Here is a 26286-nt window from a genome sequence, read left to right on the forward strand (position 1 = left end):
CGGTTACATAAATCTTAAAAAAATAAAAAGTCTTTTTTTTCAATTATAAATAACTAAAATGCTAGATTCAATTAAAATATTGACTTTTTAAAATATTCTGCCTTTATTTATGATAATATGTTTAAAACTCGAAAATAATTCAATTAAATTTTTATATTAATGTGTGGTAATTCCTTTTAATATTCGTATATTTAAACCTTATTTTAAATGAAAGGGTGTCCCAAGATACTTTTGGGACACCCTCTTTATTTGATGATTTAGTATTCATTAAACCCACCCAAAATACCTTACTGTTTGAGCAATGATGAAAGTAACTCCTAAAGCGATGACTGTCGGAATGATGAAGGCAAGAAAAGTCCATTTTTTGCTTTTCGTTTCTTTGTAAATATTAATTAATGTCGTTCCGCATGGGTAGTGCAGCAGTGAAAATAGCATCATGTTTAACGCCGTCAGCCAAGTCCAGTGATGATCAAGGAATATCTGCTTAATATTATCGATTCCACCGGTATCGATTAATTCACCTGTTGAGAGGTAACCCATCAAAAGGACAGGTAAGACAATCTCGTTTGCAGGCAAGCCGATTATGAAGGCCATGAGAATATAACCGTCCAGACCGATCATTTGTCCAATTGGATCAATGAATTGGACCATGTGGAGCAAAATACTTGTGCCGTTGATATCGATATTTGCCAGAACCCAGGTCAGGATTCCAGCAGGGGCAGCAACCTTAACCGCTCGATTAAGCACTGAAACTGAATTGTTTAACGACGCACGAATAACCGTATCGAAGATTTTTGGCTTTCTATAGGGCGGCAGCTCCAACGTATAGTGGGTCGGAACACCTTTTAATACTGTTTTTGATAGAATCCAAGAAACAGAGAACGTGACAATGATTCCAAATAATACGATGCCAACTATGACCGAGGTGGTTACTAGTGATTTAATCCCTCCGGTAAAATTAGCGGCCATAAACAGGGAGGCCAGCAAAATCAATGTCCCCCATCTGCCATTACATGGTACGAAGTTGTTTGTCAGGATTGCCAGTATCCTTTCCCTTGGTGATTCTATAATTCTCGTTGACATCATGGCTGCTGCATTACAGCCAAATCCCATAGCCATGGTGAGCGATTGTTTTCCGTGAGCTCCTACCGTTTTAAACAGTCGGTCCATATTAAAGGCAACCCTAGGTAAATACCCATAATTCTCTAAAAGTGCGAAAGTCGGGAAAAAGATAGCCATCGGTGGCAGCATCACACTGATGACCCACGTTGTTCCCCGATAAAACCCTAGCACCAATACACCGTGCAGCCATTCCGGAGCATTCACCATGTTAAAAAGAATGGTAATATATCCTTCGAGCCAGCCGAAAAAATTAGCGAGCATAGAGGAAGGAATATTGGCACCGGCTATTGTCAAATAAAAAACAGCTCCAAGCATAAGAAGCATGATCGGAAATCCCCAAATTGGCGAAGTTAGTATAGCATCCAATCGCTCGGTCCGCTGGTCATGCTTCGTCTTTGAATATCTAACTCCTTCTGCAATAAATTGGCTGCTGTTCCGATAAAGCGCTTCTACAATCTTGTCACGTGTTTTTTCTGATGAGTATTGCTCAGCATGATCGAACAGAGTATTTAACATTTGCTGTTTTTCTAATGATGTATCCCCCATTAGCTTGAGACCTCCTTCTTAAGGTGCCGCAGCGTCAATTCCTCCAGCAACCTTTTATCTCCGTCCAAAAGTCTTAACGAGAGCCATCTGGCAGGTACTTTATCCCCGAAAACACTTTGAACCTGTGGTAAAAGACGATCGATCTTTTGTTCCGTTTCTTCATCATAGGTAATTTTCAAAGGCGAACATGGAATAGCCCCTGTTATCACTCTTTCCATTGTATCCAGCAGCAGAGGCAGGCCTGTTTTGTTTCGGGCAGATATTTTGATAACAGGCACTCCCAGGCGTCTCATCAAAATTTTCTCGTTGATTTTAATGCCCATTTTTTCAGCCTCATCAATTAAATTGATGCATACAATCACTTTTTCTGTCAGTTCCATCACCTGCAGGGCCAAATTCATATTTCGCTCCAGGGCAGTTGCGTCTAGAACAACTATGGTGAGATCTGGCTTTTCAAAAATGATATAGTTGCGTGCTGTCTCCTCATCAAGTGAATTGGAAAACAGTGAATACGTACCTGGCAAATCAATCATGGAATAGGACTTTCCTTTGAATAAAAACGAGCCTTCTTTTATATCAACCGTTTTACCAGCCCAATTTCCCGTATGCTGTTTTAAACCGGTCAATGTGTTAAACAAAGTACTTTTGCCGGTGTTTGGGTTTCCTGCCAGCGCAATCCGATATCGCTCAGCCATTGTTAACCAGCTCCCCTTCAATATTGATACTTTCTTCTTTTCTTAATGCAATGGATGTACTGCACACACGAAAAGCAATAGGGTCACCAAGTGGACTTTTTCTTATAACCTCTACAATAGCGCCAGGCACGAAACCGAGATCAAGCAATCTTCTTCGCATCGTTCCTTCTAGAGTTAGATTCAAAATTTTTATAAAATCACCTTTTTGACCTTCAAACAATGTCACCATATTAGTCCCAGCCATCTTTTTTTCCTCCACACTATAGTTTTTACCTAGTGCAACTTTTTGTTTTATTATATGTACAGATGTTCATATTGTCAAAAATTTTTTAATATAGTTTTTTCTCCTGACAAAATATATTCACTATTCCAGGCTCAATATAAAGACAGAAAAAAAGCCTGCAAAAATTTAAGCAAGCTTTATATGAGTTATCAGAACGATGATAAGGCAAACGCAGATCATGAAGAATAATTTTACATGGAAATATTTCAACTCTATAAAACAATTATAGTTGTTCTTTCCTGTTGTTATATATTATAATGAAAATAAATTAACTGTTATATAACAAATATTTTATATTTTTAATAGCAAGAGCGAGACACAGTTAACAAATTTATTAAAAATATCCAAAAAAAGAGGAGGAAGAAGCAAATGAACAAGACAGACTCCATTGCAAGAAGGATCCTTGGCTGGAAGTTAAATAGGTGGGACCGCTGGTATGATTATGAGAAAGGTGTTTTTATCAATGATTGTGATTTTCAACCGGAGCAAAACCTTGACCACGCTTTGATGGTTGCAGAAAAATTAGAAGATCTAGGTTACAAATTCAGGGCTGATGGGGAATCTGAGGTCTGGTTTAATGAAGTCCGTGCAACAGGCGAAACTTTGGCACAGGCGATTACGAATGCAGCATATTCCATCATTGAGAATACCTCAGTCGTTAGTAGTTCTGCTTTATGGCGTAAACTGTGTTAGATCCATCAAACTCTCAAGAGAAAAGCTGTAAAACCAAGCGGTTTTACAGCTTTTTTTGTTTATTCCCGCTCTCTAATTGCTCCATCCTTCCCTGCCAGCCAAAATGCGGCAGCGATGGATCCGATGATGACGACAAAAGGAGCATAGAACATTAAAAATTCATCCATATTAATACCTCCTATGCATGGTCATTTCTTTTGCCGCGAACATAATCCTTGTTAAACAAGAACAGGCGCAGAAGCAAATATAATGATGGAAGCAGCAGCCCCAGTCCAGCTACAAAAGCGATAATCAGAGCGATGGCCATCGCTTCATTCGTGAAACTGTCATAAATCGTCAGGTATGGATAAAGCAGATATGGATAATGGGAGATGCCATAGGCGAAAAAGGCAATCAGGAATTGTCCGGTTAAAAGCCCGAACGCTACTCCATAAGCCTTCCCCTTCCCTACCAGATAAACAGTCCCTGCGAATAAGATAAACGAGATTGCGAACAGCCACCAAAAGTCCATTAAGCGGCTGTAATGCGCAGGATTATGGCCCTTAAGCTCAATGATGATTCCTGTAGCAGTAACAATCGTAGGCACAGACCAGGTTAATGCATATTTCCGAAGCAGCTCTGTTGCCGGTTTGTCCTGAGCTTTATTTGCATACCATGTTAAAAATACAGCTGAAATATACAGAACAGCAGCCAAACTAAGAACAACAATACTCCAGGTCAGCGGGCTGGTGAACAATGCCCAGTAATCCAGTTCAAGTCCTGATGCTTTCTCACTGACAAAGCCGCCTTCCGAAATCGTCAGAACAATGGACAAAGAAGCTGGGATGAACAAACCAGAAAGTCCATATAAATAGGTGTATCTTTTATGCTCGAGCCCTCCATAGGTCGTAAAAGCGTAATACGCTCCGCGGATGGCAAGCAAAACAACTCCAATGCTAGCTGGAACCAGCAGAATCGTTCCATAATAATAGGCCGTTTTCGGAAAGAAACCGACAATTCCTACGAAAAAGAAGACAAGGAAGACATTCGTCACTTCCCACACTGGAGAAAGGTATCGCTGAATGATCCGCGTGAGAATATGCTGTTTCCCTCTGAATAAGCTGTATGCATTGAAAAAACCAGCACCAAAGTCAATCGAGGCGACGATGACATAGCCAAACAGAAAGAGCCAAAGGACCGAAATTCCGATAATCTCAAGTGTCATCGCATGTCACCTTCCCTCTCCAAATCCCTGTCAGCGAGCTCCTGTTCCACCGTATTTTTGCGGAACATTCTAGTCAGAACGACCCCACTTCCGATTCCCAGAACAAGATATAGTCCAGCGAACATGAGCAGCATGGTGTCTACGTGGCCGCTTGTTGTTGCGGCTTCTTCTGTTCGCAAAATGCCGCGGAGAATCCATGGCTGGCGTCCAACTTCAGCAAACCACCAGCCCAGCTCGATGGCGAGAATCGACAGCGGACCACCGAGGACGAGGAGCCAGCGAAACCATCTGGCGTGTATAAAACTCATTTTAAACCAAACTCCCAGCACATAGAGAAGTGATAAACCTGTCAGCCACATGCCGATCGTAACCATGCTGTCGAAGAGATAATGGATATATAGCGGCGGAATTTCATCGTCTTCAAACTGATCAAGGCCAATGACTTCTGCTTTCGGATTGCTGTGAGCTAATATACTGAGTGCATATGGCACTTTTATTGCATATTTAACTTCACCGTCATCCAGCACACCATATAGCATTAATGGCGCACCTTCATGCGTTTCGAAATGCCACTCTGCAGCAGCTAGTTTTTCAGGCTGATATTCAGCCAGGTATTTTCCCGAAAAATCGCCGATCATAGCAGCAGCGATTGAAAAAATAAGTCCGATTTTCAAAGTTAGAAACAGAGCTTTCTTATGATAAACATGATTAGATCCCTTAAGAAGCCGATAAGCGCCAATCGATGCTAACACAAACGCCGATGTCATATAGGCTGTTGCCAGAACGTGAGCTACCTTTGTTGGCATGGCTGGATTGAACATCGCTAAAACGGGATTGATATTCACGAGCTGACCGTTCACAAGATCAAAGCCCTGTGGCGCATTCATAAAGGCATTCACGATCGTAATGAACACAGCTGAAAACGAAGCACCTATTGCGACAGGAATCAGAAGGAGCAAATGTTTTTTCTGGTTCTCAAATCGATCCCAAGTATATAAATAGATTCCTAAGAAAATCGCTTCAAAGAAAAATGCGAATGTTTCCATGAAAAGCGGAAGCGCTATGACGTTTCCAGCCAGCTCCATAAAGTTCGGCCATAGTAAAGACAACTGAAGCCCGATTGCCGTCCCAGTCACGACTCCTACTGCGACGGTAATGACGAAACCCCGCGTCCATCTCCGTGCCATTAATATATAATGTTCATCCTGTTTTTTGATTCCGACCCATTGAGCAATCATGATCATGAGCGGGATGCCCACCCCTATGGTTGCGTAAATGATATGGAATGATAACGTCAGCTCAGTTAAGACTCGGCTGAAAAAGACCGATTCTTCATTTCCCATTTAACATTCTCCTTTTCTAACCTGCAATAATACGGCCAATGAAAGACAGCCCCATGATTGCTGCCACAATAAAGGCCAGCCAAATTAACATTCGTTCCTGTTTTTTGTACACACACTCACCTCTTAAGGTTAAATTGCTCACAAAATCACAAATCGACCTCCACCAAACCCATACTTAATGTTATACATAATAGTAATACCAATAAAATGTGAGAGAACGCTGATATGTAATACTCTTTCTCCTTACTTATTCCCATTTCCCAGTAAGTTAAAACGATGGATCATGGTATGCAAAATAGTTTTACAGGATTAGCCATGATAAAAAAGTTTCAACAGTTTAAAAAATAGGTAAAACAAACTAGAGAAAATATTTTAAAGGGAGATATTATGACAACAAGAATATTTACAGCACTCATTTTAGTGACTTTATTTTTAACAAATACAATAGAGTCATCAGCACTTGCTAAAAACGATAACCAAGTCGTTTTGATTTCCTTCGACGGTATGAGAAACGACCTGACTAGAAGATATATAAAGGATGGAAAACTCCCAAATATCGAAAAAGTAGTGAAAAACGGTTCGATGGCAAAATATGCGACTACAGTCAGTCCCTCGTTAACTGCTCCGTCCCATGCAGCCATAGCGACTGGGGCTCCCCCGCTAAAAACGTCAATTGTAAGTAATGTATGGCAGGAGCCTGACAAGGCCTTAACAAACAAACAGGATGCTTTTATGAGCAAACTGGACGTTGACCCATTGTGGATTGAGGCGAAGAAGCAGGGGAAAATCACGGCGACAGTTGCCTTTGCAGGAGCTAATCCAAAGACTGGAAAGCAGGGTGACTATACCGTTTATTATGGGGATACTTGGTCCCCCAGCAAGGAAGAGAAACTTAGATTCATTGAAGCTGCTAATTGGAAAAACACTCCTCACAGCTATAGCCCTCTAAAGGAATCTTCTTTTCAGATTAAAGTCAAGGATGGCAAAGACCAAACCCTTCATGTATTGGCCTACGACTCTTCCAATGACCAGAAGGAAAACTACAATCAGTTTATCCTTTCAGAGAACAAGGAGCTTAAGGATACTAAGGGAGTTAAAAGTGATGACTGGGGATCTCTTAGTTTAAAAGTACAAGATAATCAAATAGCAGGTTTTTGGTTCAGGTTTGCTTCAGGAAACCCAGATTTGCAAAATGAAACAAAGCTGTACAGGACAGCCGTGACCTCCGGGGAAATTGATGGCCCGGAAGGCTTCAGTCAAACCATCCGCGATAAATTTGGTGTTTTTCCGGCTCAGGATGATGATATTGCACTGGAAAAAGGGTGGATCAGCAGAAAAGAATATGAGGATATAGCGGAGCGCTTTGTTAATTGGGTGACAGACGTTTCTCTATTTATTAAAGAGGAATACGACCCGGATCTTCTGATGTTCTACGCCCCTCAAATCGACCACCAGGAACACTTGTACCTGCTGACAGACCCAAGACAGCCAGGCTATACGCCTGAAAAATCGAAGCGATATATGCAAAATATAGAGTGGGCCTACAAAGTAGCAGATAAGGTAGTCGGGGAAACCACTAAATCACTTGAGGACAACGAAAACTTATTCATTGTTTCCGATCACGGGATGGAGCCCGCCCATTCTATTATTGAGCCGAACAAAGTATTAAAAGACAAAGGTTTACTTGTTGAAACGGCTGATGGTAAGGTAGACACTAAAAAATCGAAAGCGATTGCCATTCCAAGCGGATCGGCAGCACACATTTATATAAACCTCCAATCCCGTGAAAAATACGGTATTGTACCACAAAGTGAGTATGAGCAAGTTAGAGAAGAAATCATAAATGCCTTCAAGGAAGTTAAAGTGGAGAGGAATGTAAAAGGAAGAGTCGTAACCCATCATCTGCAAGAGATGTGGACGAGCATTTGGAATGAAGGTCTATCCCTTGTTTCCTTAGAAGAAAATACAAAGGATTTATACAGTCATGTTTTTAAAACTGATAGTTATCCTTACGAGGAAGTAAAGCGATTGAGTGAAAAAGGAAAGCCTGACATGGAAGACAATCATTCAGGTGATGTACTTCTAATGGCAGCGCCAGGCTACATCATGGGAAACGGCATGGCTCACGTTGCAGAACCTGCTATTGATTTAGGCACACATGGCGGCAACCCTGAACGCGAGAAGCTAAAAGCTGTTTTTTTTGGAATGGGACCAGACTTTCCTAAACATGAGAATTTAAAGCCAATTTCCAATCTGGACATCGCACCGACTGTCTATGAAATTTTAGGGCTGGAAACTCCTAAATTCGTCGAAGGAAAAAGCATTGCTGAACTGACCGATAAATAACGAGAAGCCTGCTATCGCCGGAAGGCTGGCAGGCTTTTTTACTATTATTTTATGATCAGTTTTGAGCACCTGCCATGGCAGGAAAGTGTCTTTCCTGGTATCTTTGGAACACCCATATAACAGTAGTGACCCAAAAACCGCTCGCTAGATAACCTGCGATTACATCGCTTGGATAGTGGACTCCTAAATAAATCCTGCTTGTCCCAATCGCTGCTATCATAAAACCGCTGAAAAGAATGACAGCCACTCTTCCTGCTGGCGTTGGAACATGACGCCACAATAGGAAGGCCAAAATGCTATAAAACGAAAAAGCATTCATCGCATGCCCGCTTGGAAAGCTATAACCGCCTATCTCAATCAGCCGATGCAAATCAGGACGAGCTCTTTCAAAATAAAGTTTCAATAATCTATTTAATATCGGCGTACTGAATACAACAGCGAGGTAAATTAATATTTCCAATCTATGCTTAAGCACTTTTAGCAGGAAGAACAAGACAAAGAGTGAAAGAACCGCTATGAATCGAATGGTTCCAATAAAAGTAAAAAATTTCATTATCGTAGTCAGCCAGGCTGTTTCAGTACCCTGGATGAACGAAATGATGTGCCCATCCAAGCGTACAATATGATTCGCACTTACCAGCAATGAAACGGCAATGAAACCTACGAAAGAAACTAAAAATCCTATCACAAGCTGTCTATTCAACTTCATGTTGTCCCCCCTCTAATTAACCGCATGTTAGATTATTTTACCCTTACTATTCCCTTTCAAAAATAAAAAGAAGGACGAGTTACGCCCTTCTTGATAAATATTGTTATTTAGCATTCCTTGTAAGCACTGAGAGCCCTTATGGTCATGAGCGGTCTTATTATAACCACTCAGCAGCAGATTTTCACTTCGAATAGTCATGAGAGACCTTATTATAACCACTCAGCAGTAGATTTTCGCTTCGAAGGGTCATGAGAGCCCTTATCATAACCACTCAGCAGTAGATTTTCGCTTCGAAGGGTCATGAGCGGCCTTATTATAACCACTCAGCAGCAGTTTTTCACTTCGAAGGGTCATGAGAGACCTTATCATAACCACTCAGCAGCAGTTTTTCACTTCGAAGGGTCATGAGAGACCTTATCATAACCACTCAGCAGTAGATTTTCGCTTCGAAGGGTCATGAGAGCCCTTATTATAACCACTCTGCGGGCAATTTTCGCCTTTGAATGGTTATAAAGGCCTTTACCATTACACACAGCTTCTAATGGCCTCAATCAAAAACCTCCAATTCCGAGTTTCACCTTACAGACAGCTCTAACCTCTGACCACAATCGCCGGCCGCCCAACGGGATAATATTCTATTTTCTCGCATGCTCTGATTGACTCTTCAGCGAGGCAATTCCTGCCGTCAAAAATGACTGGCTGTTTCATAGACTTCACGAGAGCTGGGAGATTCAACTGCTGGAATTCCTTCCATTCTGTGACGATGAAAAGTGCGTCTGCATACGCAGCCGCTTCAATGGCTGAGACGGCATACTTGATTTTATTCCCTATCACTTTCGAGGCATTTATCGCCGCGACAGGGTCATATGCTGCCACCTCTGCGCCAAGCTCAGTTAAGGCGTTTGCCATTTTAATCGAAGGTGCTTCCCTCATGTCATCCGTTTCCGGTTTGAAGGCAAGGCCGAGCATGGCGATTTTTTTACCCTTAAGGTCTCCTAACCGTTTTATGGCTTTCTTTACGAGCAGTTGGTGCTGATGATCATTAATGGCAATCGTTTCTTCTAATAGAGAAAAAGGGATACCATGCTGCCTTGATGAATGAAGCAGGGCTTTAACATCCTTAGGAAAACAGGAGCCACCATAGCCGATTCCTGCGTTTAAAAACGCCATTCCAATCCGTTTATCTTTGCCCATGCCTTTTGCTACGTCTTCTACATCTGCACCTACAGCCTCACACAGGTTGGCAATTTCATTGATAAAACTTATTTTCGTTGCAAGGAACGCATTGGATGCATACTTGATCACTTCTGCACTTTTCACATTGGTCAGTAAGAATGGCACATTCAAAGGCCGATACATTTCCTTGATTTTTTCTGCCGCCTCTTCATGCTCTGTTCCAATAATGATCCGATCTGCCTCCATCGTATCCATGATAGCCGACCCCTGCCTTAAGAATTCAGGGTTCGATACCATTTGAATTTCCACTTTCTTTTTAAGATGATCAGCTAGAAGCTGTTCAAAATATTCATTTGTACCCACTGGTACTGTGCTTTTGATCACCACGATTGAATCCCGGGCAATATGGTCGGCAAGATCTTTCGCAGCCTGTTCCAGAAAGGATAAATCCGCACGCCCATCTTCACTTTGTGGTGTACCTACGGCAATAATGATAATTTCCGCTCTGCTTATTCCTTCCTGATGAGAAGTTGTAAACCTTAGTCTGCCAGCATCATAATTTCTGGACAGCAGCTCTTCTAAGCCTGGTTCATAGATAGGGGATTTTCCTTGCTTGAGGGTTTCAATTTTCTTCTGGTCAACATCAATGCAAACAACATCGTGTCCAATTTCTGCGAGACAAACTCCGGTGGACAGCCCGACATATCCAGTACCTAACACTGCAATCTTCATATCAGGTACCATCTCTCTTCAAGCTCAAACCATGAGCTTTTTCATAGGAATCCTTCAAATACTCAAGTACTTCTTCTCGAATATCTTCCCTCTGCAGTGCAAAGTCCAAAGTAGCTTTTACGAAGCCAATTTTATCCCCGACATCATAGCGATCTCCCTCAAAGTTATACGCTAACACTGCCTGCCGCTTACTGAGTTCATTGAGGGCATCGGTAAGCTGAAGTTCACTGCCATGGCCCACCGGGAGCTTTGCCAGCACCTCGAAAATTTCCGGCCTCAGGACATATCTGCCCATAATCGCATACCTTGAAGGAGCATCCTCTACAGAAGGCTTTTCTACAAGAGACTCAATATAGAAAAGATTTGGTTCAAGATTCGCTCCCTTCGGCTTAATGATTCCATATTTGCTGACATCCTTCTCTGGTACACTTTGAATACCTACGACAGAGCTATTGCAGTACTCAAATACATTGATGATTTGCTTTAAACATGGAGTTTCTGATTTAACGATATCATCCCCGAGCAAAACAGCGAATGGTTCATTGCCAATGAAACTTTTGGCGCATAAGATGGCATGCCCCAGTCCCATTGGCTCCTTTTGCCGGACATAATAGATATTTGCAAGACTTGAAATCCTTTCGACCTCTTCCAAAATATCGAGCTTATTCTTTTTTAATAAAGCATCTTCGAGTTCATATGATTTATCAAAATGGTCTTCTATTGATCTTTTTCCCCTGCCGATGATGATGATAATTTCCTCTATACCTGAAGCGACGGCTTCCTCGACAATATATTGGATGGTCGGCTTATCAACAATCGGAAGCATTTCTTTGGGCTGCGCTTTCGTTGCCGGTAAAACTCGAGTCCCGAGGCCCGCTGCCGGGATTATAGCTTTTCTAATCTTCATATGCTGCCTCCCTTTTGATTTCCATAATTCTTTATATTCAAAGGGGCAAGCACTGCTCACGACGTAAGCCTACATTCCGAAAAGACTTTACAGACAAAGTTGCTTTGATTTCATGGAATCAAGACAATGGATGTCATGATTCTATCCGCGTTGCGAATGTACTACCTTTTTTTGATTCTCGCTTTTTTTGAAATTAGTTAATTCGTGTATGGCTGATATGTACGGCTATTTCTATAACTAGGATATACATATTTTCTGTACGGTGGAAGCTCCAGAACCGCTTTAGAAGGCTGGCGCTTTTTTTCTATCAGTCAAGACTGTAAAATAGACTTGAAAGGAAGTGGACAGATGGCGAATTCAGTAGCTGGCACGAATCAATCACATTTGACACAATATATCCCGCCTAAAGGGGAATACGAACGATTTGAAGATGATGACCATTACTTGGAGAAGGTAAAGGAATGGGGACTAAGTACAAAAAAAGAATTCTGGTACAAAGACAGAAACCAACATTGCCTTGTTAAAATAAAGGGATATGAGATTTTTGGAGAAACCGCGGAATATAACACGCTGGTGATCGAATTTCAGGACGGTAACCTCACCTGCATCCAACCTGCATATTTAAAAGAAATGCAGGCATCAAGCTTCGGGAAGGAAATCATAATTCAAAATGCTGATACCCGAGCAGAGAGCATTCCCGCAGAACCCACAGCACCAGAAATCAAAACCGAAACCAAACCCGCAGCTCCAGTTTTAGAAGAATCGCAAAAAGAAAAACCTGCAAAAAAGGCAAAAGAAAAAAAAGAAAAGCAGCCAAAATTAGTGTTGCCTGAAGAAAAAGTTCACTTTACAGCAAAAGTGAAGCAGTTTGCCTTGAGCTGGAATCATTTTAACGAAGATAACGATGAAGTAGTCGTATTTGAGGACGTAAGAATTGAACAGGATGAACCCATTGAGGTAGGCCTTGCCTGGGGATCTCACAGTAAAACACTAAAAAAACTTGAATTAGAGCCAGGACAGCAACTGGAATTTGACGGTAAAATCGTCAAGAAAAGCCTGCCGAAGGGTAAGGATGTTGAAGATGAGGCTCTGCTTTTAGAAGTTTCAGTAGCTTATAAAATCAATAATCCATCAAAGATCGTTAAAAAATAGGACATTGGACTGGCCTTTAGATATAGCCAGTCCATTGTTTTATTTTGAAAAGGTTTCAATAAATTGAATCAGCGCTGGACCGAGAAGGACGATAAACAAGCTCGGGAAAATGAATAGCACAAGCGGGAAAAGCATTTTGACTGGAGCCTTCATTGCCTCTTCCTCTGCCCGCTGCCTCCTTCGTTCACGCACTTCATTTGACTGGACACGAAGCACCTGCACCATCCCAATTCCCAGCTTCTCTGCTTGGAGAATGCTGCTGATAAAAGCTCGGACCTCTTCTACTTCCACCCTTAGCTTTATCCCTGAAAGCGCCTCTCTTCTCGTCCTGCCAAGCCTTAATTCTTCCAGGCTGCGATGAAATTCAGCTGAAAGGACTCCTTCTTTCTTTGAGACGACCTTGCTGACCGCTGAGTCAAACCCAAGACCTGCTTCAAGGCTTACGGTCAAGAGATCCAGAATATCTGGCAATTCCTTCAGTGCACTTCGATTTCGAGCCTTCTTTTTCAGGTTAAGGTAATAATGCGGGAGAACCGCACCAGCTCCGAGCCCGACAATGAAAAACAGGAATATTCCTGCATAGCCAGTCTGGAGCAGGGCTCCATATGCACCTGCTAAAAGTGGAAAAAGCAGCATGATGGAAATCTGTAATAATCTAAAATCGACAGGGGTCATCCCAAAAGGGCTTCCGGCGAGAAGAAGCTTTGTTTCAATCTTCGCTTCTTTCTCACCAGGCATTTTTTTCTTAAAGCTTCTTTTAAAATCGTTGAGCAGTGGCTTGACGATCCGTTCATACAATGTTGCATGACTAACTTTTTCTTCAGCAGCTACTTCATTTTCCTTAACCCCGCTGACAAAAGCCGACATCCGCTTTTTCATGTATGAGGATTTCTCTACCCTTATTAAATATAATCCGTAAATCAGCAGGGAAACGGTCACAAAAAAAGTAAAATAAATCATCACTACACCTCAATTGATGTAATTTTACGAATGAGAGTAAATCCAATGATTCCTGAGACTAAACCTGCAACGGTCAGGGCAATTCCAATGGGATGCCTGAATAACGTCCCAATGTATTCAGGTTCGATCAGATAAATCACGAACGCGAGAATAATAGGCAATAACCCGATGACAATTCCAGAAAGGCGGCCCTGAGCGGTCAGCGAGGAAATTTGACGGTGGATTTTCGTTCTTTCCCTGATGGTTTGAACAATCCTGTCTAGTACCGTGGCAAGATTTCCGCCAACCTGCCTTTGAATCAGGATAGCCTGGATCATCAAGTCCAGATCCTCACTGGGCATGCGCTCCTTAAGATCATTCAAGGAATCTTCAAGGCTTGCGCCATATTGCATTTCCTTTATGACACTGTCCATTTCTTCCTTAATTGGAGAGCCAGCCTCCTCAACAACAGCCTTCAATGCCTGCTGAAAGCTGAAGCCTGCCCTTAAGGAACCAACAATTGTAGAAATCATATCGGGCAATCCTTCATTGAATTTATTGATGCGCTCCTTCTGTTTCTTTTTCACATACCAGCGAGGAAACATAAAACCCAGCATAAATCCTAAAAGGATAAAGAAGAAATTTCCGGTTAACAGGAATAAAAGTGAACCGCCTAATCCAGCAGCAATCCACTGGAACATGATATATTCCTCAGGCTTGATTGGAAGTCCTGTCCGTCGCAGCATTGTTTCAAGCTTTGAGTTCTTTTCCTTCGTAAGCATCTTTTTTCGGACTTTTTGCTTGGTCATTTGATAATAGACCATTAAATCGTAATGCTTTCTGTCCAATTTTGTACCGCTGGAAAGATACTGTTCGATTCGCTTTTCCAGCCGCTTGTCAGAGAGAAAAACCCTTTGAAATAAAGATAAGAATAACAGGAAAGCCGTCAGCAGGAAGAACGCGGAAATGGCATAAATCATTCTCCCCACTCCTCACTTTCAATGAAAACATTGGCCGGGATATGAATTCCTGAAGCTTCGAGCCGTTCATAAAACTTCGGACGGACTCCTGTTGGTACTAGACGCCCAATAATTTTGCCAGCATCGTTTACTCCCTGCTGTTTGAAGGTAAACACATCCTGCAGGACGATGACATCGCCTTCCATCCCCTGTACTTCGGTGATGCTCGTAATTTTCCTAGACCCATCCTTTAAGCGGGACTGCTGGATAATGACATCGATCGCTCCGGCAATTTGCTCCCTGATCGCTTTTACAGGAAGTTCAACACCGGCGAGCAAAACCATCGTTTCCAGACGGGCAATCATGTCTCTGGCACTATTGGAGTGACCGGTTGCAAGCGAGCCATCGTGACCGGTATTCATAGCCTGCAGCATATCAAGTGCTTCGGCGCCGCGAACCTCGCCGATGACAACCCGGTCTGGCCTCATCCTCAAAGAATTCCTGACAAGGTCCCTGATGGTAATTGAGCCCTTTCCTTCTATATTAGGCGGCCTTGATTCCAATGAGACGACATGATCCTGGCCAAGCTGGAGCTCAGCTGCATCCTCAATCGTAATGATTCTTTCATCATGCGGAATAAAATTGGACAACACATTCAAAGTCGTCGTCTTTCCAGAGCCTGTGCCCCCGGAGACGAAAATATTAAGGCGGGCTTTTACACAGGCATCAAGAAAGATCGCCATTTCTTCACTCAGGGTGCCAAAGTTTATTAAATCCTCAATTTGGAACGGTTCCTTGGAAAACTTTCGGATGGTGATTGTCGGACCTTTCAAGGCAAGCGGAGGAATGATGGCATTCACACGGGAACCGTCCGGAAGCCTCGCGTCAACCATTGGAGAGCTTTCATCAATCCTTCTGCCGAGCGGTGCGACAATTTTTTCAATGATGCTCATGACATGCTCATCATCCCTGAATTTAATCGAGGTCATTTCGATTTTTCCTTTACGTTCACAATAAACCTGATTTGGTCCGTTCACCATGACTTCGCTGACATCTTCATCCATGAGCAGGGGATTTATCGGACCAAAACCTGTCAGGTCATTCTTCAGTTCATCAACGACTTTTTTGCGGTCAATGCTCCCGCGGAAATGCTCGTCATCCTTCATGATCTCGATTGCCATGCCATCAAGCCTTGGAATGATTTCTTCAACTGGGGCATCCTTGAACTCCTGCAGGATTTGTTTATGAATAAGGTTTTTTAACTCCTGATGCTTGTCCTGCTTTCTTTGAGCTTCAGGATTCACTGCCTCCTTCTTTGGATCTCTGAAAACAGCCCTGATGTCCATTTTCGGCTGAGGGACAGCTTCGTTGGACAATGCCGCTGCTTGTTCTTCCTCTCCCGCAGCATGCTGCGTCCTTTCCTGGATACGATTCAAAAGGCTCATTATTCCGCTCCTCCTTTTGTCCGTTTTCTGCCGATTAATTTTGATAAAAATGAAGGGCCCTTAGGTTCTTTAAAAAGTGTGATTTCCCTGAGGCTCGTAATCCGTTCAGCCATTTTGTATATCGCTTTTGCGACATCCGTCTTCCCCTGGTTCACGACAAATGGAATTCCGATATTTAGAGATTGTGAGCACGTTTGAAAATCATTCGGAATATACACCGGATCCTCATGCCCCAGGATTCTTGCCGCATCATCAGCCTGAATTACGCTTTCCATGTTCGCACGGTTTACGACAAGGGTGACCTTGTTAGAAAGCTCAAGGATTTCGAATGTTTCCAGCATTAGCTTCGTATTCTTCAAAGCTGTCATTTCCAGATTGGCCATCACCATGATCTGGTCCGCTTTTTCAGCAATATGAACGGTATGGTCGCTTAACCCGACACCGGTATCGACCACAACATAATCATAGTTTACTAGCAGAAGATCAATGATTTTATCGACAGCCTCCTTTGTGACAAGGTCAGCAAATTCAGGACGTTCCGGGGCTGCAAGCACTCTTACCCCGCTTTCATGCCTGGACAGATAGCCTGCCAGACTGTGCTCGTCAAGAGTGGTGATGCCTTCGATGACTTCCTTGATCGTGAAGGCTGACTTCAGGTCCATTGCCAGCCCCACGTCTCCAAATTGGAAATCCCCGTCCAAAATGGCGACGGAGATATTCTTCTTTACTAAAGCTCCAGCCAGATTGACCGTCAAAGTCGTGCGACCAATCCCGCCTTTTGCGCTGCAAACGGCAATAAGTTCGCCGCGTTTGTTCTTTGCCGGCTTCATTTCATGTGTTTGCAGTTCAGTTGCGTCTTCCATGATTGATCACCCTCCGTTAACCTCAATCTTTATCGCTTTCGACAGTTACATTCTGTTCTTTTATTACTGGCCGTTTATTCAGCATAAAATGAATATTTCCCTGTTCAGCAGAATTTACTAGTTTTAGAGCATCCTCTGGTTTTAACTCTACAGTAACAGTTGTATATTCTGTATATGGCTCCTGTGAATCCTCAGGTAAAACCATTTTTCTTCCCACAGCGAGGACTCTGGCTTTTTGGAGAATAATTTGTGATTCTACCTTTGGTTGTGGTCCGTCAATTTTTTTTGAAAACATAATATCCACTTCATCTTCTGGTTCAATGAGGTTTGAGGCGGATTGATTTAAATTAACTCCTACTGAAACAGCCCGATATCCGTCCCTGACCTTACGCGATACATAGGTGGCTTCAGAAGTTTCTGTCCCAAGTCTGTGGGAAAGAACTGGCTCACCCTGCTCGATCGTTGCATTTGCCAGCTTGCCTTCTGCATTCTTGATGCTTTTAAGAGAATTGGGATGCAGCGCTTTTTGAGGAACAGCTGCCAGCGCCAGTTTTTTAGCCGTTATTCGCTCGTTCTTTTCGATTCTTTCCTTGGCGACAACGATTTCTACAAGGTTACTGTTCATTGTCTTTTCTGCCTTTACTTGACTCATATATTGAAAGAAAAGAAATGTTGTTACGATCCCCATTACCAATGCGAGGACCAAAACAAGCTTTGATCGCATTTTTGATCACCTACTCCGTTATTCGAATGCTGTATGCGCCTTTGAAAACGCCTGTTTTTGTTTCAAATCCTGTACCTGGTCTTTCTATGAACATACCTTTGATGGATGTATCCTTACTATCCATTGGGTCTGTTATGTAAAAATAAGCAAAGCCGGTAATCTTCACTTCTTTTACCTGATTGACATCATGGCTGTATGGAGTATAGACAGGAATAAGGATAATCCTCGAGCAATCTCTGTCATGGATATCTCTCGGAAGTTCTGGGCAAGAATTTATTTTTTCCTTAATGACCTCCCTTGTTTTCCCTGCGATATTCCCCGTCTGGGTGGCGATGATATCATTTACTGCCAATTCCTCTTGATAACCGTTCCGGAGGTTTTCCTCATAAGATCTAGCCCCGGTGCTGCCTAAAGCAAGGACGCCAAAATTACCGTACTCAACACCACCGCTATCTACTTTTAGCTGGTATTCCTTATAGAACTCAAGAGGGATACTATCATCAATTCCAAGAGGAGCTGCTCCTTCTGCCCTTCCCATTGTTCTCAGTTCCGCAGCGGAATGTGCGTGAACATTGACCGTTTCCATTCCAAACAATTTCGAAAAAGCTAAAGAAACTGTTTTTGACAGGTCGATTGCCACCTTTTTCTCCATTACAACTGAAATATTGTCTATTGTTGATCCATTGTTATGTGCAGCCACTATACTCCTTGTCACCTCATCAACCTTTGGCTCATTGTTCGTCAGCTCCTGTGCACCTGAAAGGACTGCAGCATTGGCTGTCTTTTGCAGCTCTGCTTTGGTCATATAAAGCATTCCGCCATCAATCGCCAGACCAGCGATACTGAGAAGGACTAGAAGTGACATGGCTGCCAGAAGGAGTGAGTTTCCTGATTCCTCTGCAAAAATTTTTCTTATCATCTGATCCCCCTACTCAACCCGGATTGTGGACTCCGCCTTGATTGACAAAGCTGATGGAAACAGGCTGGATACAAACGGAGTAAAAAAGTGAAAAGGATACTCAAGCTTTACCGTTAAATATTCACCCGAATCCCGTTCAGCTTCTCCAGGTGAAATATTAATTTTCAATTGATCAATTTCTTTTAACTGAACATAATCTTTCGCAAACGCGATGATCTTTGTATCACTCTCCCCAAGGCTTCCAACCCGTACCGTCTCCTGGGCCGCCATATGAAGATGGGTGAAGGAATACATCATTCGGCCAAAATCAAGAATGCCAACCAGTATCAGCAATAGCACCGGCAGGATGAGAGCGGTCTCAACTAAAGACTGTCCTCGCTCATCCTTCCTCATAGCAATCCTCCTCCTGATTGGAAGGCAACAGCAGCAATTGTACCGATGGCGATGGCTACACCATAAGGATAGGTAGCAGTTAAACCTTCTTTGTCCACTAAAAGAGGAATCCTCATGCCGCTCCGCAATCCACCGAAAAACATTCCAATGTGTCTGATCCTGCCCCATGCTCCCTTGCGGAAAAACAGAACAATCAACGCGAGGATGCCCCCTGCCAATGCCATATAGACTGCAGCCGTCAAGACAAAGACAGTGCCTTTAAGTGCGCCAATCACAGCCAGCAGCTTCACATCCCCTGCTCCCATTCCTCCCATAAAATAAGGGATGAGTAAAACGGCAAAACCTACAATTGTTCCGGCTACCGTGAATCCCAGGCCACTGAATCCGCCAGTAGCAAGATGGATAATCAGCGCAAGGAGCAAGAAAGGCAGCAAGACTTTATTATAAATTTTTCGTTCTTTTACATCGGTAATCACACATATCACCAGTAAGATCATTAACAAATAATCATTCCACATACTATTTACCTCGTTTCATCGACGAGTTTTAAAAAAAGCCCCACGTTTTTCAACGCGAGGCTCTTTCTGCCTGTACCTCTGACTGGCAAGTTATAATTTTTCAACGCTGACAAGAAGAATATTAATAAGTTCAATAGATAATAATAAGTTGTTCTCTATTCTGCAGGTACGTTCTCTCTATTAGTTACTGCATCTGTAACACTTGTGAACATTTCCATGATTTGCTCTCGCAACAATGCTAACGCCCCAACAACCGCAACCGCAATAATTCCCAACACCAAACCATACTCAGTCATACCCTGTCCTTGCTCTTCAGTGAATAATGCTTTCATTTTTGCTTTCATTGTTTATTTCCCCTTTTCATTTAGTAGTTTGATCAAATGACCGACTTCCGTTCCTGTATTCCGGATTGTGCCTTCTGGGAGCTCGAATACGGAATACGCACCTTTGTAGCGCTTTCCAATTTTCGCAGGTTCTAGCTGTTCGTCTGCACCTACAATTTCATTGTTCTCGTTGATGTAAAGAACATCGATGGAATAGTTCATAAAAAAGGTATGGATGGACGGGCAGGGCCGTATGTAGAGACTGTGTCCTTCTGGCAAGCATTTCGTCAGCATCAACCCTTTGAATCTGCTAAGAAAGGTATCTGCTACTTTTACATGTGCTGCCAGTTCTTTGCCGTTCGATAGATTCAGCAGTCTCATTCATTTTTCACCTCCAACTGTACAAAAATAACCCCGCCTTTGCCGAAAGGGGGGTTAGATGAACAAATGTCATGTAATTCACCCTGATCTTTCGGTAGCTGGCTGGCTTAGCACTTTAGTGCAGTAGCCCCTGTAGCTTTGCGTCGCTGGCTTTCACCAGGTTTGCCTTTATCGAGATTCAGTGCATGTCCGACTGATCTCTTATCCACATCATAATTTGAAACAAAATTCTACAAAACCCATCATAATGCCTGATTTTTCTGAAAAATAAAATAAGATTATTGACTCAGGAAAATGAAACTATTGCTCCGACAAGTAGTTCAACATAACCACTTTATTTTCTTCCTCCTTTTTCCGGAATCTTTCTCGGGTAAAACGACTGAGAAAAGCTCTATATATTGACATAGGTCTCGGTCAATTTAATAGGTAAATAGATTGGTTTTTCATGAATTTTTATTGGCTTATAGGATAAAATTATGATAATAAAGGTTTGAAAAATTATTTTCTGATGAAAATTTGCTGGAAAAGAAAAATATTTGCATTTCTGAATGAGAACAGTCATGCTTAAGAGGATAAAATCCAACTAACAAGAGGACAAGCAGGTGAAATTATGATCGAAATTAAGACTTCAACAATAAGTGATGGAGAATTCAATAGAGGGGTATTCGCCACTCGTGACATAGCGAAAGGCGAACTGATCCATGAAGCACCGGTTCTTTCCTATCCCAATGCCGACCATGTACACATTGAGAAAACTGCTTTGGCTGACTATGCATTCGAGTACGGCATACATCACTCGTGCATCCTGCTTGGGTATGGGATGCTGTTCAATCATTCCTATGAACCAAATGCTACGTATGAAATCAATTTTGACAATCATACTTTTGATTTTTTTGCATACCGTGACATCCGTGCCGGCGAAGAAATCATGATTAACTATAATGGCGAAGTCGATAACAATGACCCGCTTTGGTTTAATGAAGATAAAGAAAAATAAGTTAACAATAAAAAATGCGGCTTCCCATTACTATGGAAGCCGCATTTTATTATTTTTTTAAAGCATTCACTATGTAATCCAATTCGACCTTTATGGTTGTTCCTTTTCCTACCGAACTCTCAATCTTCATCGATCCGTTGTGTTCCTGGATGATTTTATTGCTGATGGTTAGCCCCAGACCGATTCCTTTATCTTTGGTGGTATAAAACGGCGTACCAAGATGGCGCAGTAATTCAGCTGCTATTCCAGGACCTTCATCTGAAATATGGACCTCAACTTTTCCTGCCTCGTTTAAGTTGATGTCAATGTGGATAATTCCGCCGTTAGGCATCGATTCAATTGCGTTTTTCAGGAAATTTAAAAACACTTGCTTCAGCTGATGCGGGTTGCACAGCAGTTCAACCTTGGTTTGTGGATAATTTGTTTTGATCTGCACGTTATGCATGATTGCCTGTGGATGGATGACATTAATCGTGCTGTCCACTATCGCACATAATTCACCTTTTACAAATTGAACAGCCTGAGGCTTTGCCAGCGACATAAATTCATTTACAATCATATCGATTCTATCCAATTCGTTCATGATGATCATCAAGTAATCTGACTGTTTTTGTTTATCAGTGCTCGTTTGCAATAACTTGGAAAAGCCTTTTAAGGCGGTCAGCGGGTTGCGGATTTCATGTGCTACTCCTGCAGCTAGTTGGCCAGTAATCGACAAACGGTCCAAATTTCGAATGGCTGCATCATTTTTCACACGATCGGTAATATTCCGGCCGACACTAACAAAGGAATCAACTTCCTTTTTTTCATTATAAATCGGAGAAATATTATATTCTGTATAAACAATGGAATTCTTATCAACTGTCCTGAATTTTTTCCTAAGCAGCTGCGGTTCACCCGTTTCCAGAATCTCATCGATTTTTTCATCAAGCATAGCCTCTTCTTCCGAACATAAAAATTCCTCTAAATTTCTCCCAACAATCTTTTCAGGTGGAAGTCCAATGACTTTTTCATGTGACGGAGAGGCATAAACGATTTTTTTATCCTTTGTGAATACCTTAATCATATCACTTGTATTTTCAGTGATTAATTCGTAGAGCTCACGGGTTCTGTGCAATTCATTTTCCATCCTCACAATACTGGTAATATCACGATAGATGGCAATGATCGCGATAATTTCCCCTTTCCTGTTTCGGAAAGGAGAATAAGAGACTGCTATATCCAGCATTGATCCGTCTTTATGATACCGTTGAGTGATCATGTTGGCATATGTTTTGCCATTCTTGACATCATTTATAAGATCCCCAACAAAATCCGGATTCGAAAACTCGTAAAAGGTTTTTCCTATAAGGTCTTCCTCTGTATAGCCAAAAATTTCAGTATACATATGGTTGATCCTTACAAAGCGATTCTCCATATCGACAATAGCAAATCCATCAGCCGTACAATTCAAAAATAAATCTAGCAGCTCATCAGGATTATAAATTGATTCGTCATCAGTTCCAAACAAAGGGAAACTATTACGCATAGAGATCTCTCCAAACTTTCATAAACTTTACATCTTCATTTTACAGAAAGTTGCGATTTATCAAAAGAAGTATTTTTTCAAGTATATTATCGTGGATTCTGTTTTCATTAAGTTTTTATCCCTACTAATAAAAAATCCCGGAAGTCCGGGATCGATCTTAAACATTCATATCTCTTTTTCTATAAAATATATAAGTTGCAGCTAAAAGGACGAGAATCAGCATGAATGATATAGCAAGATACAGGAACTCGAAACGTCCGTCATTCAAAATATTCTTGGCATCGTAATATTTGAACGGTGTGAAATACTTCAACCCTTCAAGCTTTTCGTTCATATCGATTGCAATGGATAGGATAAAAAAGATGAGCAGGATTCCGGTCGATAAAGAATTGGCCTTTTTGGCATTTATTAAAATAGCTGCTACAGCACTTCCAACGACCAAAAATATCAACTGGAGAATGAACATGCCAATCATAAGCATCGTGATATCACCGGTTACGTTTTCTCCGTCTGCATATTTCTGCACCATTCCGATAGAGGAGGCTAGCGTTACTAAATTTATGATGATGATATTCATTAAGGCAGCCGCCAATTTGGACGTAATCATATAATTCCTTGAAATTGGCTTTACCAGCAGGAACTCAACGGTTTTGTCTCTCTCTTCCTTGGAAATAATATTGGCTCCCAGCATGGCTGCGTGGATGGCTGCCATAACAGCCAGATACAAGAATAGCATCCCGTAATACCCAATTGGCGAAGACAAATCAAATGACCCAATCCCCATAATGGCCTTCAGCGATTTTGGCATATCGGCCATCAGTGCATTCATTGATTGTCCTGAGCTGCCGAGACTTGCATATTTCCCCATACCCGAAGCAACCATGAAAATGACGCCGATGCTCCAGATGATCAACGATTTCCGATTAGCTTTCATTTCCATTTTGAAAATATTCATAGCATTACCTCCTCTCTAGACGGAATGGACATCTTTTTTCACGTACATATAATAGGCAGCTGCAATGGCGGTGATGGAAAAAACAACTGCGACGATGATAAATGAAGTTTCATAGGCCATATTTTTCACGATAAATGCTGAATCAAAGTAATTGAAGGGTGTTAAATATCTTAAACCCTTATCTTCAGCAGTTGAGCTAATCATTCCCAGCATGAAAAATCCAAACACTGTGCCAAGCGATACGGTGATCACAGATTTAATTCGCGGGAAGACAACGGACACAAGGATTCCCAGCGCCAGGAACATCATCTGGATGAAAAATAATGTAATTGAGACTAGCAGCAGTGCATTTCTGCTAAAATCATTGCCCGCAACAATTAAAGCAATAATTATTACTGCCGCTGAAAAAACAATATTTGTTGCCACTAAGGAAACAAGTGCAGCCAGAAGCTTTGAAGTCACAATCTGCGTCCGTGTAACCGGCTTTGTCAGCAGGAAATCGGCAGTTTTCTCCCTTGTTTCTTTGGACAAAATAGAGGTTCCGAGATTCATAGCCTGAATAGCTCCCGCAAGCTTGATGTATAAAAAAGCGTACGAAAAGAATCCAAGCATGGTTGCGATATTGTCTACTGATAGGCCGATTGCTTTCCTTAACTCAACGGGAAAGCCTTCGAGCAGCTGTTTGAATTCCTCTGCATCCTTTGAAAAGGAGGGAAACATAGAAAGAAACAGAGCGACTAAAGCCACTAACGAGATAGACCAAACAATGGTGGATTTCCGATAAGCCTTCAATTCATGAAGGAACATATTCATGGTTTTAGGCCTCCTTTTCGTAATAATGCATGAAAATCTCTTCTAGGTCTGGTTCTTCTACCCATAGGTTCTCAATCTCAATTACTGCGACTTTTTTCATGATCGAGTTAATATTGCCACTGAATAAAAAGCTGATCGTATTGCCATCCTGCTCAAGCTGATTAACGCCTTCAACTTTGAAATGCTCTTTTCCCATGTGTAAACTTGTTTCTACTTTGAATTTCTTATACGTATTTTCTTTCAGCGTGCTAATCTTCTCAACCGTCACAATCCTGCCGTCCTTAATGATCGCCACCCTGTCGCACAGCCTCTGAACCTCGCTTAAAATATGGGAGGAGAATAAAATGGTTGCACCCTTCTTATTTTCTTTTTCCAGCAGTTCAAAGAACTTTTGCTGCATGAGCGGATCAAGACCGCTGGTTGGTTCATCGAGGATAATCAGCTTCGGTTCGTGCAGAAGCCCCTGGACAATGCCGACCTTCTTTTTGTTTCCGAGGGAGAGGTCATCAATTTTCTTGGTGAGGTCAAGCTCCATGATTTCTGCCAGTTCCTTGATCCGATTGGTGCAATCCTTTTTATAAAAGCTTGCTGAATATTTAAGGAGATCTAGGACCTTCATATTGTCATAGTAAAAAACCTCGGAAGGCAGATAGCCAATTTCCTTCTTAATCTCAGGTGCTGCGGTGATGATATCCTTCCCAAAAATCGTCGCACTGCCGCTTGTCGGGTAGATCAGCGACAACAAGGTCCTGATTGTCGTTGATTTCCCCGCACCATTTGGCCCGATGAATCCGAATATTTCTCCTTCTTCTACATTGAAACTGACATCCTCAATCCCCCTGGCCTTGCCGTACATTTTGGTCAGGTTTTTAATCTCGATAACGTTCATGCCAGACCCTCCCTCAATTATCTATAAAAAAGGTAAATCTATTTATTGCTTATAAAACGACTTCTTCAGCATCTCAATATACACTTCTGCCTCTTTAAAGGCTTCATCGAAATCATGTATACCTTTATTGAGTTGTTTTGTTTTTTTAAGCTCCTGATTGCTGAAGCCTTCTAAAGTCCACATGATGATATTGATTGTTCTCGGAATGTCCGTTCCATCATGGAATTTGCCCAGATCAATATTATCGAATAACCTCGCGTAGCTAGCATGCATTAGGTCCGTATTCGTGCTGGCCAGCTCATTCTTGACTTCTTCAGCGGTTTCCATCGAAGCTGAAATCATAAAATCGAAAACCTCCGGGTATTTGATCATCATCCTGCTTTTAAGAATCATCAAATTTTTCAGCCTTTCAAAAATATCCCGCTCACTGAAATCCATTTCATCGAAGAAATCCTCCGTCAGTACCCTGACAAAGTGGTTATATAAAAAAATGTACAATTCTTTTTTATTATTGAAGTAATGAAACAACAGGCCTTTTGATATTCCCGCGGCTTTGACCATTTCATTAGTCGATGCATTATCATACCCCTTTTGGGCGAACTCCTTGAGAGCAGCGTTCAGAATACGTTCTTGCTTTTCTTTATTTAAACTAAAAAATTTTGAAGACATCTTGCCCTCCTCAGTATCATATTGACCAAACTGGTCAAATACATTCTATTCCTAATTGACCAA

28 protein-coding genes and 1 riboswitch are annotated in these 26286 nt (G+C 41.9%); of the genes, 4 read left to right on the forward strand and 24 right to left on the reverse strand.

What is annotated here, in order from left to right; all coding sequences use genetic code 11:
* Positions 1-267: 267 nt before the first annotated feature.
* From AABM38_RS19490 to AABM38_RS19500, 3 genes are read right to left on the reverse strand one after another with little or no spacing between them, the layout of a single operon-like run.
* Positions 268-1668 carry a nucleoside recognition domain-containing protein gene (locus AABM38_RS19490; protein WP_423407850.1) on the reverse strand — a complete coding sequence of 467 codons (1401 nt, stop codon included), beginning with the start codon at positions 1666-1668 and terminating at the stop codon, positions 268-270.
* Entirely contained in the window at positions 1668-2363 is a 696-nt protein-coding gene (locus tag AABM38_RS19495; RefSeq protein WP_423407851.1) for a FeoB small GTPase domain-containing protein, read from the reverse strand. Before AABM38_RS19495 ends, AABM38_RS19490 begins: the two co-directional genes overlap by 1 nt.
* On the reverse strand, positions 2356-2607 hold the full coding sequence (locus AABM38_RS19500; RefSeq protein ID WP_423407852.1) for a FeoA family protein: 252 nt from the start codon (positions 2605-2607) through the stop codon (positions 2356-2358). Before AABM38_RS19500 ends, AABM38_RS19495 begins: the two co-directional genes overlap by 8 nt.
* Positions 2608-3015: 408 nt before the next feature.
* Here AABM38_RS19500 and AABM38_RS19505 point away from each other — a divergent pair, with 408 nt between their 5' ends.
* On the forward strand, positions 3016-3339 hold the full coding sequence (locus AABM38_RS19505) for a BC1872 family protein (protein WP_423407853.1): 324 nt from the start codon (positions 3016-3018) through the stop codon (positions 3337-3339).
* A gap of 59 nt (positions 3340-3398) precedes the next feature.
* On the opposite strand, the gene cydS is transcribed toward AABM38_RS19505, so the two are convergent.
* From cydS to AABM38_RS19520, 3 genes are read right to left on the reverse strand one after another with little or no spacing between them, the layout of a single operon-like run.
* Complete coding sequence (gene cydS / locus AABM38_RS19510) at positions 3399-3506, reverse strand: cytochrome bd oxidase small subunit CydS (protein WP_423407854.1); 108 nt, start codon at positions 3504-3506, stop codon at positions 3399-3401.
* An 11-nt stretch (positions 3507-3517) separates the two neighbouring features.
* Positions 3518-4543, reverse strand: coding sequence for a cytochrome d ubiquinol oxidase subunit II (locus AABM38_RS19515; RefSeq protein WP_423407855.1), 1026 nt, complete (start codon positions 4541-4543; stop codon positions 3518-3520).
* A complete protein-coding gene (locus AABM38_RS19520; protein WP_423407856.1) occupies positions 4540-5886 on the reverse strand; it encodes a cytochrome ubiquinol oxidase subunit I in 1347 nt (448 codons plus the stop codon). Before AABM38_RS19520 ends, AABM38_RS19515 begins: the two co-directional genes overlap by 4 nt.
* 387 nt (positions 5887-6273) lie before the next feature.
* On the opposite strand from AABM38_RS19520, the gene AABM38_RS19525 reads away from it, so the two are divergent.
* Positions 6274-8232 (forward strand): alkaline phosphatase family protein, encoded by a 1959-nt coding sequence (locus AABM38_RS19525; RefSeq protein ID WP_423407857.1) that lies wholly within the window; start codon positions 6274-6276, stop codon positions 8230-8232.
* Between the two features lie 55 nt (positions 8233-8287).
* Here AABM38_RS19525 and AABM38_RS19530 read toward each other — a convergent pair whose 3' ends face one another.
* From AABM38_RS19530 to galU, 3 genes are all read right to left on the reverse strand, one after another.
* Positions 8288-8941, reverse strand: a complete 654-nt coding sequence (locus AABM38_RS19530) for a phosphatase PAP2 family protein (protein WP_423407858.1) — start codon at positions 8939-8941, stop codon at positions 8288-8290.
* A gap of 591 nt (positions 8942-9532) precedes the next feature.
* A complete protein-coding gene (locus AABM38_RS19535; protein ID WP_423407859.1) occupies positions 9533-10849 on the reverse strand; it encodes a UDP-glucose dehydrogenase family protein in 1317 nt (438 codons plus the stop codon).
* 1 nt (position 10850) lies between these two features.
* Positions 10851-11756: a UTP--glucose-1-phosphate uridylyltransferase GalU gene (gene galU / locus AABM38_RS19540; protein WP_423407860.1), complete on the reverse strand. Its 906-nt coding sequence runs from the start codon at positions 11754-11756 to the stop codon at positions 10851-10853.
* Positions 11757-12200: 444 nt separating this feature from the next.
* Here galU and AABM38_RS19545 point away from each other — a divergent pair, with 444 nt between their 5' ends.
* The gene (locus AABM38_RS19545; RefSeq protein WP_423407861.1) at positions 12201-12908 is read left to right on the forward strand and encodes a hypothetical protein; all 708 of its coding nucleotides are present in this window, start codon (positions 12201-12203) and stop codon (positions 12906-12908) included.
* A gap of 39 nt (positions 12909-12947) precedes the next feature.
* Here AABM38_RS19545 and AABM38_RS19550 read toward each other — a convergent pair whose 3' ends face one another.
* The 10 genes from AABM38_RS19550 to AABM38_RS19595 all read right to left on the reverse strand — a co-directional run bounded on the left by AABM38_RS19550 (position 12948) and on the right by AABM38_RS19595 (position 20372).
* A complete protein-coding gene (locus tag AABM38_RS19550; protein WP_423407862.1) occupies positions 12948-13868 on the reverse strand; it encodes a type II secretion system F family protein in 921 nt (306 codons plus the stop codon).
* A gap of 2 nt (positions 13869-13870) precedes the next feature.
* On the reverse strand, positions 13871-14827 hold the full coding sequence (locus tag AABM38_RS19555) for a type II secretion system F family protein (RefSeq protein WP_423407863.1): 957 nt from the start codon (positions 14825-14827) through the stop codon (positions 13871-13873).
* The gene (locus AABM38_RS19560) at positions 14824-16152 is read right to left on the reverse strand and encodes a CpaF family protein (RefSeq protein ID WP_423410802.1); all 1329 of its coding nucleotides are present in this window, start codon (positions 16150-16152) and stop codon (positions 14824-14826) included. The genes AABM38_RS19555 and AABM38_RS19560 overlap by 4 nt, the downstream gene beginning before the upstream one ends.
* A gap of 98 nt (positions 16153-16250) precedes the next feature.
* The gene (locus tag AABM38_RS19565) at positions 16251-17114 is read right to left on the reverse strand and encodes an AAA family ATPase (RefSeq protein WP_423407864.1); all 864 of its coding nucleotides are present in this window, start codon (positions 17112-17114) and stop codon (positions 16251-16253) included.
* 22 nt (positions 17115-17136) lie between these two features.
* Entirely contained in the window at positions 17137-17838 is a 702-nt protein-coding gene (gene cpaB, locus AABM38_RS19570; protein WP_423407865.1) for a Flp pilus assembly protein CpaB, read from the reverse strand.
* Positions 17839-17848: 10 nt separating this feature from the next.
* Positions 17849-18757, reverse strand: coding sequence for a pilus assembly protein TadG-related protein (locus AABM38_RS19575; protein WP_423407866.1), 909 nt, complete (start codon positions 18755-18757; stop codon positions 17849-17851).
* Positions 18758-18766: 9 nt separating this feature from the next.
* Complete coding sequence (locus tag AABM38_RS19580) at positions 18767-19150, reverse strand: TadE/TadG family type IV pilus assembly protein (protein WP_423407867.1); 384 nt, start codon at positions 19148-19150, stop codon at positions 18767-18769.
* The gene (locus tag AABM38_RS19585; protein WP_423407868.1) at positions 19147-19668 is read right to left on the reverse strand and encodes an A24 family peptidase; all 522 of its coding nucleotides are present in this window, start codon (positions 19666-19668) and stop codon (positions 19147-19149) included. The genes AABM38_RS19580 and AABM38_RS19585 overlap by 4 nt, the downstream gene beginning before the upstream one ends.
* 155 nt (positions 19669-19823) lie before the next feature.
* Entirely contained in the window at positions 19824-20012 is a 189-nt protein-coding gene (locus tag AABM38_RS19590) for a Flp family type IVb pilin (protein ID WP_423407869.1), read from the reverse strand.
* A gap of 3 nt (positions 20013-20015) precedes the next feature.
* The gene (locus tag AABM38_RS19595; protein ID WP_423407870.1) at positions 20016-20372 is read right to left on the reverse strand and encodes a DUF192 domain-containing protein; all 357 of its coding nucleotides are present in this window, start codon (positions 20370-20372) and stop codon (positions 20016-20018) included.
* 90 nt (positions 20373-20462) lie between these two features.
* Positions 20463-20549: riboswitch (cyclic di-GMP riboswitch) on the reverse strand.
* Positions 20550-20982: 433 nt separating this feature from the next.
* Between AABM38_RS19595 and AABM38_RS19600 the strand changes: the two genes are divergently transcribed.
* Positions 20983-21369 carry an SET domain-containing protein gene (locus AABM38_RS19600; protein WP_423407871.1) on the forward strand — a complete coding sequence of 129 codons (387 nt, stop codon included), beginning with the start codon at positions 20983-20985 and terminating at the stop codon, positions 21367-21369.
* A 49-nt stretch (positions 21370-21418) separates the two neighbouring features.
* Here AABM38_RS19600 and AABM38_RS19605 read toward each other — a convergent pair whose 3' ends face one another.
* The 5 genes from AABM38_RS19605 to AABM38_RS19625 all read right to left on the reverse strand — a co-directional run bounded on the left by AABM38_RS19605 (position 21419) and on the right by AABM38_RS19625 (position 26223).
* Positions 21419-22897, reverse strand: a complete 1479-nt coding sequence (locus tag AABM38_RS19605; protein ID WP_423407872.1) for a PAS domain-containing sensor histidine kinase — start codon at positions 22895-22897, stop codon at positions 21419-21421.
* 157 nt (positions 22898-23054) lie between these two features.
* Positions 23055-23852 (reverse strand): ABC transporter permease subunit, encoded by a 798-nt coding sequence (locus tag AABM38_RS19610; protein WP_423407873.1) that lies wholly within the window; start codon positions 23850-23852, stop codon positions 23055-23057.
* 15 nt (positions 23853-23867) lie between these two features.
* Positions 23868-24665 carry an ABC transporter permease subunit gene (locus AABM38_RS19615; RefSeq protein WP_423407874.1) on the reverse strand — a complete coding sequence of 266 codons (798 nt, stop codon included), beginning with the start codon at positions 24663-24665 and terminating at the stop codon, positions 23868-23870.
* A 4-nt stretch (positions 24666-24669) separates the two neighbouring features.
* Positions 24670-25554 (reverse strand): ABC transporter ATP-binding protein, encoded by an 885-nt coding sequence (locus AABM38_RS19620; protein WP_423407875.1) that lies wholly within the window; start codon positions 25552-25554, stop codon positions 24670-24672.
* 42 nt (positions 25555-25596) lie between these two features.
* The gene (locus AABM38_RS19625) at positions 25597-26223 is read right to left on the reverse strand and encodes a TetR/AcrR family transcriptional regulator (RefSeq protein ID WP_423407876.1); all 627 of its coding nucleotides are present in this window, start codon (positions 26221-26223) and stop codon (positions 25597-25599) included.
* Between the last annotated feature and the right edge of the window lie 63 nt (positions 26224-26286).

Origin of the sequence: Heyndrickxia sp. MSNUG, assembly GCF_049532715.1 — a bacterium.
Taxonomy (GTDB): domain Bacteria; phylum Bacillota; class Bacilli; order Bacillales; family Cytobacillaceae; genus Mesobacillus.